This is a genomic window from Ruegeria sp. AD6, assembly GCF_056542325.1.
The window spans coordinates 531,225-546,648 of the sequence record NZ_JBQFZQ010000001.1 but is presented as its reverse complement, the minus strand read 5'-3'; the positions used below and the strand labels follow the sequence as shown (position 1 = coordinate 546,648).

The window sequence follows — 15,424 nt, the reverse complement described above, 5'->3', positions numbered from 1 at the left end:
CCGGGCGGGATTTTTACTCAGACCATCCGGAGGTATCTGATGCCCCTGTCCCACGACCAGATCACCCGGTTTCTGAAATCCGTACACCCCTATGACGCGCTTCCCGACTCGGTGCTGGCGGATATCGCCCAGCAGATCGAAGTGTGGGAGGTCGACGAGGACTCTGAAGTCTATGATCTGGGCCATACCCTGCCCGGCGTATTTCTGATCTACGAAGGTCAGGTCGAAATATCCGATGAAAACGGCGCTGTGGTTTCGCAACTTGGGCTGCGTAATTCCTTTGGCGAACGCGGGCTGCTGAAGGACGGCAAGGCAGCCACCAATGCGCGGGCGCATTCGCCATCTGTGCTGATCGTTCTGCCGCCTGATCTGGTGCGCGAGCTGATCGACGGGCACGAAATCGTATCGAAATTCTTTGACCGGTCACGCGGCGACCGGGCCGGTCCGCAAAGTCTGGCAACCAGTGCCATCGACACGCTGATGGCGCATAACCCGGCCACCTGCCCCCCTGCGACGCCGGTGCAAGACGCAGCGCGCATCATGCGTGACAAGCGCATTTCATCCCTCTGCGTGACGGATGCCGATGGCTTGGTGGGAATTGCCACGCTGCGGGATATCTCGGGCAAATACGTGGCGGACGCGATGTCGGCGGATACCCCGGTCTCGCAGATCATGACGCCGAACCCCACGACGCTTTCGCCTTCGGACATCGGATCGGATGTGCTGCATGTGATGATGGAGCGTGGGATCGGCCATATCCCGATTTGCGAAGGGGGGCGTCTGGTCGGGATCGTAACGCAAACCGACCTGACCCACTATCAGGCCGTCAGTTCGGCGGAGCTGGTGCGCCGCATCGCCAATGCCAACAGCGCCGAGGACATGGCCAAGGTCACGGCAGAGATCCCGCAGCTTCTGGTGCAGCTTGTGGCCGGGGGTAACCGGCACGAGATCGTGACCCGGCTGATCACCGATATTGCCGACACAGCCACAAGACGGCTGTTGGCGCTGGCCGAGGAAAAACTGGGCCCACCGCCTGTTCCTTATCTGTGGCTGGCCTGCGGTTCACAAGGGCGGCAGGAACAGACAGGCGTGTCCGATCAGGACAATTGCCTGATGTTGGATGACAGCGCCTCCGACGCCGATATGCCATATTTTCAATCACTTGCGCAGTTCGTCTCGGACGGGCTGGACGTTTGCGGATATTTCTATTGCCCCGGCGACATGATGGCGACCAATCCGCGCTGGTGCCAGCCTGTGCGGGTCTGGCGCGAGTATTTCAGCGGCTGGATTGCCAAACCCAACCCCGAGGCGCAGATGCTGGCCTCGGTCATGTTTGACCTGCGCCCCATCGGCGGCGCGTTCGAGCTGTTTGCCGATTTGCACGCCAACACGCTGAAAGCGGCCAGTTCGAACTCGATCTTTGTGGCGCATATGATCTCGAACTCGCTCAAACATACTCCGCCGCTGGGCTTGCTGCGCGGGTTTGCCACGATCCGGTCAGGCGAGCATCGCAACACATTGGATCTGAAGCATAACGGCGTCGTGCCCGTGGTCGATCTGGCCCGGATTTACACCTTGCAAGGGCAATTGACCGAGGCAAACACCCGCGCGCGCCTTAAAGCTGCCGAGGCGGCAGGTGTTCTCAGCCCGTCTGGGGCGCGGGACCTATTGGATGCCTATGACCTGATCGCAGAAACCCGGCTGGAACATCAGGTCCGGATTGTGAAAGCTGGACGGGAACCGGATAATTACCTGCCGCCCTCGGACCTGTCGGATTTTGAGCGCAGCCATTTGCGGGACGCGTTTGTTGTCATCAAGACGATGCAATCGGCTGTGGGTCACGGCAAGGGGATGCTAGGCTAAACCTGCGCCTGTGTCGCACAAGGGATCGCCTTCGGCGACCGTATTTGGAACGAGAAGAAGGGGCGTGTCGCGCCCGAAAACTGGAGGAACCGCATGTTTCTGGAATTGATCGGCACAATATTCGCGGGTTTTGCATTCGCCGGGATCGTGATGGTGCTGAACAAACTGACGGGCGGTCTGTTGCCGCGTTGGGCCACTCCGGTCGCGGCAGGTTTGGGGATGATCGGGATGACGATCGCCAGCGAGTATTCCTGGTATGATCGCACCCGAGACACTCTGCCCGACAGTCTGGCGGTGATCCAAGAGGTCGAAAGCCGCGCGTTTTATCGTCCCTGGACCTATGCGGTGCCCTTTGTAGATCGGTTCGCCGCGATAGATACGGTTTCCGTGAAGACCAACGATCAGTTACCAGATCAGCGTCTGGTCGATCTGTATTTCTTCGGCCGGTGGTCGCCGGTCTCCAAACTGCCCGTCGCCGTGAACTGCGCCGAATATCGCCGTGCGAGCCTGGCGGATGGGGCCGAATTTGGCGATGACGGTCAGTTGCTGAACGCCGACTGGATCACAGCCGAGACCGGCGACCCGATTATCGAGGCAACCTGCGGAGTGTAACCATGCTGACCCGCCTCAGCCTTCGGATCCGGATTTTTCTGTTCTTCTGCCTTCTTGCCGCTGGCGGGGTGGTCGTCAGCACCGTTGCGCTGTGGGTCAGCTATGCCCGCGCAGACATGCCGGAATTGTTGGATGCCTTTGTCTTCTCGGGCCTGTTGATCGGGTTTGGGTTGCTGGCGCTTATCGCGGGGGTTTGGCTGTTGTTCGACGACAACGTCGCCAAGCCCATTGAGCGCCTCTCGGCTGAATTACGGGCCCGCGCGCATGCCGGGGTCAGCACCGATATGGATGTTGATGCGGCGAAATATCTGGGTGATCTGGCCCCTGCCGCTGCGGGCTTGGCGGATCAGCTATCCGACAAAACCCTGAATATCGCCGAGGCAGTCGCCGCCGAAACCGCCAATCTGGCCGCGGAAAAGCAACGCCTGACCGCGTTGTTGACCGAAATCCCGGTGGCCATGCTGCTGTCCAGCCCATCGCACAAGATCGTTCTTTATGACGCGCAGGCGGCAGAGGTTTTGGCGCAGATCGCACACCCACGCCTCAACGCGTCCCTGTTCGAATACCTCAATCCCGAGCCGCTGGAAAAAGCTTATGCCCGATTGACCAAGACCGGCATGGATGTCGAATGCACCCTGATCAGCATTGACGGCAATCAAAGCTATCAGGCTCGTATGAAGCCTTTGGGCGATGCGCCGGGCTATATGCTGATCTTCGACGACAGCGCCGCGCGTATTGCGCCCGAGGCCGCCCGCCCCCTGGTTTATGACTTCGACCTGCTGACCACGGCTGCAGAGGAAGCGTTCGAGCAGCGCGACCTGTCAGATCTGTGCTTTGTGGTCTTCGACACCGAAACCACCGGCCTGTTGCCGCACAAGGACGAAATCGTTCAGATCGGCGCGGTACGTGTCATCAAAGGGCGCATCGTCGAGGGTGAGCAGTTGGACATGCTGGTCGATCCGGGCATCCCGATCCCCGCAGCCTCGACCAAAGTGCACAAGGTCAGCGACCACATGGTTCAGGGCGCGCCGGATATCGCGCAGGCCGGACGGGTTTTTCATCAATTCGCACGCGACGCCGTGATCGTGGCGCATAACGCGCCGTTCGACATGGCCTTTTTGCGCCGTCATGCGAAACGCATGGATGTCGAATGGGATCACCCCATTCTGGACACCGTTCTGCTGTCGGCGGTCCTGTTTGGGGCCAGCGAAACGCATACGCTGGACGCTGTGTGTGACCGGCTGGACGTCACCATCCCCGAGGCGCTGCGCCACACCGCCCTTGGGGACGCCGTCGCAACGGCCGAGGCCTTGGTCAGGATGCTGCCGATGTTGCAGGCAAGGCAGATGACCACGTTTGGCGCGGTTATTGCCGAGACACGCAAACATGGGCGTCTTCTGGAAGACCTCAACTGATCGGGAAATATGCGCGCGACATTAAGCTTTTGATGGACAAACCAGATGGCGCGTGGCACCTCAGGCGCGCCGGAACCAAGAGCCTGCAATGACCGAAAACACTTTCACCCCCAGCCCCGATCAAAGCACCGCCTTCCGCGAGGCATTGGGCTGTTTCGGAACGGGTGTCACGGTCGTAACAACGCACACGGAAAACGGCCCGCGGGCGATCACCGTGAACTCTTTTGCCTCGGTCTCGCTGGATCCGCCTTTGGTGCTTTGGTGTCTTGCCAAGGATTCATACCGTTTCAACGCCTTCAACGGGTGCCAGCACTATGCAATCCACGTCATGGCACAAGAACAGCAGGACGCCGCGCTGAAATTCGCGCGCGACGGCACCGATTTCTCTCATGCCAAATGGGAACTGGATGCGGCCGGTCGCCCACAACTGGCCGAGTGTCTGGCCCGGTTCGACTGCCAGCTTCATGCCAAACACGAGGCCGGGGATCATCTGATCCTTGTCGGTCAGGTGGAACAGGTGATGTACCGCACCGGCAAGGGCCTGATCTTCAAGCGCGGTCAGTTCGGCGGCTTTGTCGACAACGTTTAATCGTCCAGCGACCCATGAACCGCCAGCGCCTCTAGCTGGGTTTCTTGCGGCGTGATCACGCGGAATGCCTCGTGCACACCGCTTTCGGTCAGCTCACGCGCGACGGTCAGCAGGATGTTCGGCGCGTGCTCATCGCACAGTTCCGACATATGCTCGATTTCTGCCTGCGCCACACCCAGCGCATCCTCGACCGATGGCGCGCCGTAGAGCTGCACGAAATGTTCGGCCAGGTTTTGGATGATCTGAACTTTTTCCGCCGCTTCGATCTGGGTCACCGCAACAAATGTCACACGCCCGAAGGTCTCTAACCCCAACCAGCCATTGGCGAAGGCCTGCCGGGATTTCCCCTCAAGATCGCCCTGCCCCCAGTTCGAGAATTCGAACCCGCCCGAGATGCACCATTCGCCGGTCCGCGCTGGGGAATGAAACACATTCATGTCGCTTTCATCGAAATGGATCGCGCGGGCGAGTTTCATCAGGTCGTCTCCAACAATTCTGTCAGCGGGCGCAAGTGGGTGTCTTCGCCGTCCCGGATCAGCATACCGAACCGCTCATCCGTGCCCAGAAAGACGCCCCGATGGGCCAGCGGTTCCCCGACGCCACGCAGAAGGCCCAGCCATTCGCCGTGCAACGGCGCGTTGCCGTCCTCTTGCCAGCGGTTGAGCCATGTCAGCATATGCCGTGACCAGCTTTCCACCAGTTGGGTCGCAGATACGTCGGCGCAGCCTTCGTCATACAGCGCGGTGATGTCCGGGGTGTTCCCCGGTGCATCGCTGGTTTGCAGCAGCGCCAGTTCCCATCCGATCACCAGCCAGTCGGGCATCTGATCCGGGTCGGTGGTCGAGGCTGCGACGTGGAACTGTCCGCATTTCGCGCCATTCACGCAGATCAGCCCGTCCCAACCAAGATGCACGGCCACTTCGGGCGGAGCCAGCGCGCCCAGCGCATTCTGGAACCCCACAGCGCACAGCGGCAGCATCGCCATGGCATCCTGCAATGGCACCTCAGGCGCGAAGACGATGGCCACGCGCAGGCGGTCGGCCTGAATGTTGTAGACCACCGACCCCGCATCACAGCCCAGTGCCGCCATGGCCGGCGCCTTCTCAAACGGGTCTTCCCCGCCCTGCGCAGGATGGCCCGTCAGCAGCGGAGGGAAGACCGGTTCGGTCATGCGTTACCCTTGGCAATCATGTCGCGGGCGATCTTCCGGAACGCTTCGGCCTGCGGGCTGTCGGGTTTGGTGACGACGATGGGCGCACCTCCGTCAGCGGCCAGACGGATGTTCAGATGCAGCGGAATTTCACCCAGCAGCGGGACGCCCAGCGCCTCGGCCTCTGCGGTGACACCACCATGGCCAAAGATATGTTCCTCATGCCCGCAATTGGAACAGATATGGGTCGACATGTTCTCGATCATACCGACGATGGGCGTTTTGAGCTGATTGAACATGTCGATCCCCTTGCGGGCGTCGATCAGGGCCACATCTTGCGGGGTCGAGACGACAATGGCGCCGTCCACCTGGAACTTCTGGCTCAGCGTCAGTTGCACGTCGCCAGTGCCGGGTGGCAGATCGACGATCAGCACGTCCAACGCACCCCATTGCACCTGGCTCATCATCTGTTGCAGCGCGCCCATCAGCATTGGGCCACGCCAGACAACCGCCTGCCCTTCGTTGGTCATCAGACCCATCGACATCATGGTGACGCCATGGTTGCGCAGCGGCAGGATCGTCTTGCCATCCGGGCTGGCGGGCCGACCCGAGACACCCAGCATCCGGGGCTGCGATGGGCCGTAGACATCCGCATCCAGCAGACCCACGCGCCGACCCTCGGCGGCCAAGGCACAGGCGAGGTTGGCCGAGACGGTGGACTTACCCACCCCACCCTTGCCCGAGGCAACGGCGATGATCCGATCCACACCCGGAACCGCCTGCGGCCCGGTTTGCGAGGGTTTGGGCTTGGGCTTCAGATCCGGCGGGGCCTTGTCGGAATGCGCGGTCAACATGGCCGAGACCTTGGCGACACCGTCCACCATCTGCGCGGCCTGTTCGGCAGCGGCGCGCACAGGTTCCATGCGTTCGGCCTGCTTGGGATCGATCTCGAGCACAAACCGCACGGTGTCACCTTCGACATTCAGCGCGCGCACGACACCGGCGCTGACGATATCCTGACCGGACACCGGGTCGGTGATCTTTTTCAGGTTTGCAAGAACCGCGTCACGGACACTCATGCCTTCATCCCCTTACCCTGCATCGCATGGTTGCTTTTCATTGCATGTGTCTCCGTCTTTCTTCGTTCATTTGACGCATTTGCCAATTGGCCGTTAGGTTTGGCCATGCGCTTTGTCCTGTTGTGCCTCAGCCTGACGCTCACCGCCACCCCTTCCGGGTCGCAAGAGGCCATCGGCCTTGCCGCCCCGCCCGAGGTTTCAGACACGGGCCTTTTGCAACATATTCTTCCGCGCTTTTCACTCAAGACCGGGATACGCGTTATTGCCGCAGAAGACGGTGTTATGACGCTGTCGGCTGAACCCAGCGGCGATCCTGTCTTTGCCCGCGATACGGTGATCTATCATCTGAGCATTCAGGACGACCCGCGCCAGTCCCGGTTCCGTGACTGGCTGCTGTCGGACATTGGCAAGCGCACGGTCGAGAGTTTTGCACCGGATCAAGGCGCGCCGTTCAGCGCCAGTTTCGAAGTCGTCACTACCGACGACACCCCGACCACCGATGGTGACACGGCATTGGGCGAGGAACTGTCGATGACCCATTGCGGCAGGTGCCATGTGATCGGCCCTCAGAACCGGATGAACGGTCTGGGCTCGACCCCGTCTTTTGCGGTGTTGCGCACCCTGCCCGACTGGTCCGAACGGTTTCAGGCCTTCTTTGCGCTGAACCCGCACCCGGCTTTCACGCAGATCGATGGATTGACGCCGCCGTTCGATCCGTCGCGCCCCTCGCCCATTCATCCGGTTGAAATGACGCTGGACGATCTTGAGGCCATCCTTGCCTTTGTCTCGGTCATCGATGCGGCGGATCTGGGCGCGCCGCTGCAGCATCAATGATCCTTCCGTTTTGAGAAATAGTCGTCCGTAGTGACCACCCGAGGTTTCGGATTGGACTGGAACGGATTGTCCTGGATCTTGAACTGCGCATTCACCCGGCAATTGTCACACATCTGGATCATCCGCGCCTGCTCGGACGAGGCAAACATCGGATGCGTGCCTGAAAGTTTCTCCATGATGCGCTCGACCGTTGATTTCACCCCGAACAACGCGCCGCATTCCACGCAGGCAAACGGCTCTTCTTCGTTCAACACCTGCTGGGACAGGGCCGCATCGCTCAGGTCAAGCTGCGGCACCAAAGCAATTGCATCTTCCGGGCAGATATTCCGGCAAAGGCCGCATTGCAGGCAGGCGTCCTGCTGGAAGTTCAGTTGCGGTTTGTCCGGGTTGTCGATCAATGCCCCCGATGGGCAAAGCGACACACAGCTAAGACACAAGGTGCAGGCGTCGGTGTTCACCGCAACTGCCCCATATGGCGCACCTTCCGGCAGTGACAAAGGCGCGTCGGCTTCTGGGTTCAGGGCCTGCGCAGCCAACCGGGTGATTTGCCGACGGTTGCCCAAGGGCAGAACCGGATCGGCCAGCGGTGTCGGAACCTCTTGCGCGTAAAGCTGATCCGACACGGTGTCCGGGTCAGCCTCATCAATTAGTCCCAATGCGCCATCTCCGGCTATGGCTTTCGCCAGTTCAAGCTCTTGGTCCAGCGCGTCCCGCTCGGTTGTGGGGGCAAGCAGTATATCGACCCGCGCAAAGCCATGGGCCAGGGCGGCCAGCATTTCTGCATGGCCAAAGCCTGAAATCACGCTCAACTCCATCGGGATCACGTTAGCGGGCAGACCCCGGCCAAAGCGCGCGGCCAGACGGATCATCTCGGCCCCGTGGGCATCATGCACCAGCAGGCGCGGCGCTGCACCTCCGGCCCGGCGGTAAGTGCGGGCCAGAACATGCATCCGGGACAGGATCGCCGACACGGGCGGGTCCTCATAGGTAATCGCGGTCGAGGGGCACAGGGCGGCGCAAGCCCCGCAACCCGCGCAGATCATCGGGTCGATCGCAACATGCTCACCCGCCGGGGTGATTGCGCCAGTCGGGCAGATGTCGAGGCAATTGGTGCACGCAACCTGTTCGGCGCGGGAATGAGCACACAGGGTTTCCTCCAACCGGACATATAGCGGCTTTTCGAAGGTCCCCACCAACTGCGCGGCGTCAAAGGCCAGACGGGCAACCGCCACCGGATCGCGCGGGTCAGCGCGCAGATACCCTTCGCGCTTGGTCGGGGCCTGAACCAAGGCCGTGCCGCCGGTCAGGTCAATCAGGATATCGCATGCGGATTTCGCACCATCGCGGGGATCTGACCATGTGAAGGCCCCGCGCCCACCCGGTTCGACCTGCTGAACCTGATCGATCTGCAGCGAGAATCCCCCCAAGGCACCAGTGACCGAACGCACTTGCCCGCGCACCACATCAAAAGCGCGGCTGAAGGGAACACTGTCCTCGGACGTCAAAACCGTGACCGCCAAGGTACCGGACAGACGTTCCGCCAATTCAAACGCAGCCTCGGCGGGGCCAATGATGCAGCATGTCCCTTCGCTGATCACATCCACGCTGGGTGTGATTGGCAAGGGCACCAACGCCTCGGCGGCCAACGCGGCCATCTTGGGCGCAGCGTCCCGTGCCTGATCCGACCAACCGGCGCGGTCCCTCAGGTCTACAAAGGCGGGTATGTCAACCTCAAGATCCTCGGCCAGATCGCGGAACACCTCCTGCTCTTGCCCGCAGGCGATCAGAACCGGATCATCGCCTTTCATGAACTCGGCCACCACGCCAAGCTCGCGGGTGCACAGGGCTGTGTGGGTTCTGGAACATTCGACTTCGCAGGCAGAGCCTATCCGGTCGGCGTCAACGGGCTGTGACCCTTCGCAGTCACATAGGATCAGTTTGGTGGCCATGTCCCTCCCCCGGACAGCTTCCTTACTTGTCTACATTAGATGGTATCCTGCCGCTGGCAATCCAGCCCCTGCGCCCAAGCAGCGGCAAGTTGTTGGATAAATCGGAAATCCCCTTGTTTTCCGACTGAATCGGTCGGAATTTCACATGTTAAATTCTAGGTGATCACGCCCGTTTTCACGTGATTGAGACTTGGCATGATAGCGCTATGTGTACCATAGTAGACGCTAGGTAAGGCAGGGGAGAGCCTTACGGGGAGGAGCCAGTGGCCAAGGCCGCAAGCCGTATCGAAATGCCTGTTGGCGTCGTTGTGCGCAAAACACCCGGTGTGACCCGCTGGGCCAAGTGGAACTGGCGCGCTATTGCGGCGCTGCCCGGAGCGGGCCCGGCCGATTGGCTGGAGTTGCGGCGCGAAGGCGAAGCGGTCGAATATCACGCCGCCACCCTGCCCCTGACCTTGTGGGCAGATGAGACCGAGGCTTACATGGTCAACCTGTCTGACGGTCAGCCTTCGATCTATCTGGTTCTGCGCGATGCTTTGGACGGGAAACGCCCGATGGATGCGGTGCTGATCACCGCCTCGCCCTTCGAAGGTCAGGATTACGCCGATACCGGCGAAGAGATCGTCGAAAAAATCCCGATGACCGATGGCCTGATTGCCTGGATGCGGGACTTTACCCTTGAGCACCACCGCGATGAGGTTTTCGTCAAACGCCGTCGCGACAAGAAACGGACCGATCTGATTGAGGACGGCAAGGGCGATGCGCGGATCCGGCAGGACTCGGACGTCTACCGCGCCCCGCGGAGGGTTGTGCAATGACCCAAGCCCGCGATTTCTGGTCCCGCCGCAAAGCTGCCGTTCAGGCCGAAGCCAAGGCCGAAGTGATTGCGGCGGAAGAACAGGCTATCGCAGCACAGCACACCGAACTGGAAGAAAAGGCCGACGCAGAAATTTTGGCCGAGTTCAACCTGCCCGACCCGGATCAGTTGCAGGCGGGCGACGATGTCTCGGGCTTCATGGCCAAGGCGGTGCCGGACCGGCTGCGTCGTCGGGCGCTACGTCGGTTGTGGCGGCTGAACCCGGTGCTGGCCAATGTGGATGGGCTGGTCGATTACGGCGAGGATTACACGGACGCCGCCTGCGTGATCGAGAACCTCCAGACAGCGTATCAGGTTGGCAAAGGCATGCTGGCGCATGTTGAAGCACTAGCTGCTGAGGCAGAGGAAGAAACGCCCCAAGACCTGGCTGAGCCACCTGAGATCGAACAGGAACCGGCTTTGGATCAAGCCCCTCCTGAACCCGTTTCGGTAGCCGCAGCCCACGAGCCGGAAGAGGCTGAACTGCCCCCTTCCCCGCGCCGTATGAGATTTGAATTCGAAGGATAACGCATGACCGCAGATAACGCGCAGACCATAGACATCTCAGCCGAAGATCGGCTTCGCGCGGATTTCTACAACTTTCTGGGTCTGCTGCTGGCTGGCCCGCCCGATCAGTTGCTTTTGGATCAGATGGCGGGCCTAAGCGGCGACGACACCGATCTGGGTCAGGCCATTCAGGCGATGGCGCGGGTGGCAAAAGTCACCAAACCCGCTGCCGCCGAGCGTGAGTTCAACGCGCTGTTCATTGGGCTGGGTCGTGGAGAATTGCTGCCTTACGCAAGTTTCTACCTGACCGGGTTCCTGAACGAAAAACCCCTCGCGCAGCTTCGCAACGACATGGCCGCGCGTGGGATCACACGGGCGCAGAATGTGTTCGAGCCCGAGGACAACATCGCCTCACTGATGGAGATGATGGCGGGCATGATCGTAGGCCGCTTTGGCGCGCCTGCCACGCTGGAAGACCAAAAAGCGTTCTGGAACAAACATATCGGCCCTTGGGCCGCACATTTCTATTCGGATTTGGAAGCCGCCGAAGCGTCGGTTCTCTATGCCTCGGTCGGCACAGCCGGTCGGGTGTTCATGGAGATCGAACGCGAGGCATTCCGAATGACGACAGCGTGATGCGCTGTCACTCGCCAGCGCCCCGTTTGGCGCTAGATCGCAACTGGGACAGGAGGAGCCCATGAGCAAGACCAAGGAAGAAGGCACCACACGCCGGAACTTCCTCAAACTGGCCGGAACCGCAGCACCTGCTGCCGTCGCCGCCGCCAGCCTGAGCGGTCAGGCCGAAGCAGCCGAGCTGCCAACGGATGAGACCCGTATGCAGGACACCGCGCACACCCGCGCATATTTCGAAAGCACGCGCTTTTGAGCGACGATGAAAGCACCCGGTTCTAGGATCGGACGTTTTCACCATCCGACTGACGGTTGCGATTGGCCCTGACGTCGGCATCACCAGCACCAAGCCAGCCATGGCTTACATGGCCAGCAAGGGAGGAAACCAATGTTAAGGAAAAAGACCAACGGGGTTGCGAGACGCCCCCAGCGGACAAGTATCCTGTCCCAGGTCGGCGAGAAAACCGTCGATCGCCGCGCATTCCTGCGTGGCTCGGGCCTGACGATCGGCGGCCTTGCCGCGATCAGCGCCACGGGTGGAACCGTGACGCCAGCCAGCGCCCAGACAGCGGCAAACACAGCTGTCGAAAACATCAAATCCGTATGCACCCACTGTTCGGTCGGCTGTACGGTCGTCGCCGAAGTTCAGAACGGTGTCTGGGTCGGGCAGGAACCCGGCTGGGACAGCCCGTTCAACCTGGGTGCGCATTGCGCCAAGGGGGCCTCGGTCCGCGAGCACGCCCATGGCGAACGCCGCCTGAAATATCCGATGAAAAAGGAAGGCGGCGAGTGGAAACGCATCAGCTGGGAACAGGCGATCAACGAGATCGGCGACGGCATGATGAGCATCCGCGAAGAATCCGGACCGGACAGCGTGTACTGGCTGGGCTCGGCCAAGCACAATAACGAACAGGCCTATCTGTTCCGCAAGTTCGCCGCCTACTGGGGCACGAACAACGTGGACCATCAGGCCCGTATCTGCCACTCAACTACCGTTGCGGGTGTTGCGAATACATGGGGCTACGGCGCCATGACCAATTCGTATAACGACATCCATAACTCTCGGGCCATCTTCATCATCGGCGGCAACCCGGCCGAGGCGCATCCCGTCTCGCTGCTGCATGTTCTGCGCGCGAAAGAGCAGAATAATGCCCCGCTGATCGTCTGCGACCCGCGATTCACGCGCACCGCAGCGCATGCGGATGAATATGTGCGGTTCCGTCCCGGCACAGACGTTGCGCTGATCTGGGGTATCCTGTGGCACATCTTCGATAACGGTTGGGAGGACAAAGAGTTCATCCGTACCCGTGTCTGGGGTATGGACCAGATCCGCACCGAAGTTGCCAACTGGAACCCGGAAGAGACCGAGCGTGTGACCGGCGTTCCCGGCTCGCAGCTGAAACGCGTTGCCCGGACCATGGTTAACAACCGCCCCGGCACCGTGATCTGGTGTATGGGTGGAACCCAGCACACCAACGGCAACAACAACACCCGCGCCTATTGCGTGCTGCAGCTTGCGCTTGGCAACATGGGCACCTCGGGTGGTGGCACCAACATCTTCCGCGGCCATGACAACGTGCAGGGCGCAACGGACCTTGGTGTTCTGTCCCACACTCTGCCCGGCTATTACGGCCTGTCCGCAGGGGCATGGGGCCATTGGAGCCGCGTCTGGGGTGAGGATCTGGATTGGCTTAAAGGTCAGTTCGCCACGATCAAGGACAAGGAAGGCAAGGACAAGCCGCTGATGAATGAGCGCGGCATCCCGGTCTCTCGTTGGATCGACGGTGTTCTGGAAGACCCGGCCAACATGGATCAGGACAACAACGTCCGCGCCATGGTTCTTTGGGGCCACGCGCCCAACTCGCAGACCCGGATGACGGAAATGAAAACGGCGATGGAGAAGCTGGACATGCTGGTCGTGATCGACCCGTATCCCACCGTTTCTGCCGTTCTGCATGACCGCACCGATGGCGTCTACCTGCTGCCCGCCTGTACGCAGTTCGAAACCCGTGGTTCTGTCACGGCCTCGAACCGCTCGCTGCAATGGCGCGATAAGGTGGTCGATCCGCTGTTCGAAAGCCTGCCGGACGAGGTCATCATGGCCAAGTTCGCCAACAAGTTCGGCTGGGCGGATCGTCTGTTCCGCAATATCGAGATGGAGGATGCCGAGACCCCCAACGTTGAAAGCATCACGCGTGAGTTCAACGCGGGCCTCTGGACCATCGGCTATACTGGTCAGTCGCCGGAACGTCTGAAAAGCCACATGGCCAACCAGCACACGTTCGACAGAACCACGCTGCAAGCCATTGGTGGACCAAACGACGGCGAGTATTACGGACTGCCATGGCCCTGCTGGGGCACGGCCGAGATGGGTCATACGGGGACACCGAACCTCTATGATATGTCCAAGCCGGTGGCCGAAGGTGGCCTGACCTTCCGCGCTCGTTTCGGGGTGGAACGCGATGGTGACAACCTGCTGGCCGAAGGGGTCTATAGCGTTGGATCGGAAATTCAGGATGGTTATCCCGAATTCACGATGCAGATGCTGATGGACCTCGGCTGGGACGGCGATCTGACGGCTGAGGAACGCGCAGCCATCGACGCCGTTGCGGGACCAGAGACCAACTGGAAAACCGACCTGTCCGGCGGCATCCAGCGGGTTGCGATCGAGCATGGCTGTGCGCCCTTCGGGAACGCCAAAGCCCGCGCGGTTGTCTGGACCTTCCCGGATCCGATCCCGCTGCATCGCGAACCGCTCTATACCAACCGGCGCGATCTGGTGGAGGATTATCCGACCTACGAAGACCGGCACGCGTATCGCCTGCCCACCCTTTATGCTTCGATCCAAAAGAACGACTTTTCAAAGGATTACCCGATAATCCTAACGTCAGGTCGTCTGGTCGAATATGAAGGCGGCGGTGATGAGACACGGTCGAACCCGTGGCTGGCCGAGCTTCAGCAGGACATGTTCGTCGAGATCAATCCCCGCGATGCCAACAACCTGGGCATTCGTGACGGATCACAGGTCTGGGTCGAAGGTCCTGAGGGTGGCAAGGTCAAGGTGATGGCGATGCTGACCAACAGGGTCGGTGCCGGTGTGGCCTTCATGCCGTTCCACTTTGGTGGCCATTTCCAGGGCGAGGACCAGCGGCACAAATACCCCGCAGGTGCAGACCCATATGTGCTGGGTGAAAGTACCAACACCGCCCAGACCTATGGCTACGATTCAGTGACCCAGATGCAGGAGACCAAAGCGACTCTCTGCAAAATCTGGTCAGCGTAAGGGAGGAGAAGAGAAAAATGGCAGCAAGAGCAAAATTTCTCTGCGACGCCGAACGCTGCATCGAGTGCAATGCCTGCGTCACCGCGTGTAAGAACGAACACGAGGTGCCGTGGGGCGTGAACCGCCGCAGGGTGGTGACGATCAATGACGGTGACCCGGGCGAACGCTCGATCTCGGTGGCCTGTATGCATTGTTCGGATGCGCCCTGCATGGCGGTGTGCCCGGTCGACTGCTTCTATCAGAACGAAGAAGGGGTTGTCCTGCACTCCAAGGACCTGTGCATTGGCTGTGGTTATTGCTTCTACGCGTGCCCGTTCGGCGCGCCGCAATACCCACAGGCGGGCAACTTCGGATCGCGCGGCAAGATGGACAAATGTACCTTCTGTGCCGGCGGTCCCGAGGAAACGCACTCGACCGCAGAGTTCGCCAAATACGGTCGCAACCGGATCGCCGAGGGCAAACTGCCCATCTGCGCCGAAATGTGTTCCACCAAGGCCCTGCTTGCCGGTGACGGCGACGTGGTCTCGGCCATCTACCGCGAGCGCGTCGTCGCGCGCGGGTTTGGTTCGGGCGCGTGGGGTTGGGGCACGGCCTACGACCAGAAAGACGGATAAACCGTCTGCATCAAACTCAGGTGTCCCGCCCGCGCGGGTCGCC

General features: G+C 60.8%; 15 protein-coding genes. 11 read left to right on the top strand and 4 right to left on the bottom strand.

Annotation, left to right across the window (positions count from 1 at the left end; genetic code table 11):
• Nucleotides 1–39: 39 nt before the first annotated feature.
• The 4 genes from ACR0KJ_RS02605 (at nucleotide 40) to ACR0KJ_RS02590 (ending at nucleotide 4,479) form a co-directional block, all read left to right on the top strand.
• The gene (locus ACR0KJ_RS02605; RefSeq protein ID WP_480625914.1) at nucleotides 40–1,863 is read left to right on the top strand and encodes a DUF294 nucleotidyltransferase-like domain-containing protein; all 1,824 of its coding nucleotides are present in this window, start codon (nucleotides 40–42) and stop codon (nucleotides 1,861–1,863) included.
• Nucleotides 1,864–1,956: 93 nt separating this feature from the next.
• Nucleotides 1,957–2,475, top strand: coding sequence for a hypothetical protein (locus tag ACR0KJ_RS02600; RefSeq protein ID WP_480625913.1), 519 nt, complete (start codon nucleotides 1,957–1,959; stop codon nucleotides 2,473–2,475).
• A 2-nt stretch (nucleotides 2,476–2,477) separates the two neighbouring features.
• A complete protein-coding gene (locus ACR0KJ_RS02595; RefSeq protein WP_480625912.1) occupies nucleotides 2,478–3,890 on the top strand; it encodes a 3'-5' exonuclease in 1,413 nt (470 codons plus the stop codon).
• 88 nt (nucleotides 3,891–3,978) lie between these two features.
• A complete protein-coding gene (locus tag ACR0KJ_RS02590; protein WP_170451303.1) occupies nucleotides 3,979–4,479 on the top strand; it encodes a flavin reductase family protein in 501 nt (166 codons plus the stop codon).
• On the opposite strand, the gene ACR0KJ_RS02585 is transcribed toward ACR0KJ_RS02590, so the two are convergent.
• Genes ACR0KJ_RS02585 through ACR0KJ_RS02575 form a run of 3 tightly spaced genes read right to left on the bottom strand, consistent with a single transcriptional unit; the run spans nucleotide 4,476 to nucleotide 6,708 of the window.
• A complete protein-coding gene (locus tag ACR0KJ_RS02585; protein WP_480625911.1) occupies nucleotides 4,476–4,955 on the bottom strand; it encodes a DUF6505 family protein in 480 nt (159 codons plus the stop codon). The genes ACR0KJ_RS02590 and ACR0KJ_RS02585 overlap by 4 nt on opposite strands.
• Complete coding sequence (locus ACR0KJ_RS02580; protein ID WP_480625910.1) at nucleotides 4,955–5,650, bottom strand: biotin/lipoate--protein ligase family protein; 696 nt, start codon at nucleotides 5,648–5,650, stop codon at nucleotides 4,955–4,957. Before ACR0KJ_RS02580 ends, ACR0KJ_RS02585 begins: the two co-directional genes overlap by 1 nt.
• The gene (locus tag ACR0KJ_RS02575; RefSeq protein ID WP_480625909.1) at nucleotides 5,647–6,708 is read right to left on the bottom strand and encodes an Mrp/NBP35 family ATP-binding protein; all 1,062 of its coding nucleotides are present in this window, start codon (nucleotides 6,706–6,708) and stop codon (nucleotides 5,647–5,649) included. Before ACR0KJ_RS02575 ends, ACR0KJ_RS02580 begins: the two co-directional genes overlap by 4 nt.
• A 105-nt stretch (nucleotides 6,709–6,813) precedes the next feature.
• Between ACR0KJ_RS02575 and ACR0KJ_RS02570 the strand changes: the two genes are divergently transcribed.
• A complete protein-coding gene (locus ACR0KJ_RS02570) occupies nucleotides 6,814–7,542 on the top strand; it encodes a hypothetical protein (protein WP_170451310.1) in 729 nt (242 codons plus the stop codon).
• On the opposite strand, the gene ACR0KJ_RS02565 is transcribed toward ACR0KJ_RS02570, so the two are convergent.
• On the bottom strand, nucleotides 7,536–9,491 hold the full coding sequence (locus ACR0KJ_RS02565) for a 4Fe-4S binding protein (RefSeq protein WP_480625908.1): 1,956 nt from the start codon (nucleotides 9,489–9,491) through the stop codon (nucleotides 7,536–7,538). The two genes, ACR0KJ_RS02570 and ACR0KJ_RS02565, sit on opposite strands and share 7 nt — an antisense overlap.
• 263 nt (nucleotides 9,492–9,754) lie before the next feature.
• Between ACR0KJ_RS02565 and ACR0KJ_RS02560 the strand changes: the two genes are divergently transcribed.
• From ACR0KJ_RS02560 to fdh3B, 6 genes are all read left to right on the top strand, one after another.
• A complete protein-coding gene (locus tag ACR0KJ_RS02560; RefSeq protein ID WP_480625907.1) occupies nucleotides 9,755–10,309 on the top strand; it encodes a DUF3305 domain-containing protein in 555 nt (184 codons plus the stop codon).
• Nucleotides 10,306–10,875: a DUF3306 domain-containing protein gene (locus ACR0KJ_RS02555; protein WP_170518063.1), complete on the top strand. Its 570-nt coding sequence runs from the start codon at nucleotides 10,306–10,308 to the stop codon at nucleotides 10,873–10,875. The genes ACR0KJ_RS02560 and ACR0KJ_RS02555 overlap by 4 nt, the downstream gene beginning before the upstream one ends.
• A gap of 3 nt (nucleotides 10,876–10,878) precedes the next feature.
• Complete coding sequence (locus ACR0KJ_RS02550; RefSeq protein WP_170451314.1) at nucleotides 10,879–11,490, top strand: molecular chaperone TorD family protein; 612 nt, start codon at nucleotides 10,879–10,881, stop codon at nucleotides 11,488–11,490.
• Between the two features lie 61 nt (nucleotides 11,491–11,551).
• A complete protein-coding gene (locus ACR0KJ_RS02545) occupies nucleotides 11,552–11,740 on the top strand; it encodes a twin-arginine translocation signal domain-containing protein (protein WP_170451315.1) in 189 nt (62 codons plus the stop codon).
• A 132-nt stretch (nucleotides 11,741–11,872) separates the two neighbouring features.
• A complete protein-coding gene (locus tag ACR0KJ_RS02540) occupies nucleotides 11,873–14,767 on the top strand; it encodes a formate dehydrogenase subunit alpha (RefSeq protein WP_480625906.1) in 2,895 nt (964 codons plus the stop codon).
• Nucleotides 14,768–14,784: 17 nt separating this feature from the next.
• A complete protein-coding gene (gene fdh3B / locus ACR0KJ_RS02535; RefSeq protein WP_039530246.1) occupies nucleotides 14,785–15,381 on the top strand; it encodes a formate dehydrogenase FDH3 subunit beta in 597 nt (198 codons plus the stop codon).
• The last annotated feature ends 43 nt before the right edge of the window (nucleotides 15,382–15,424 follow it).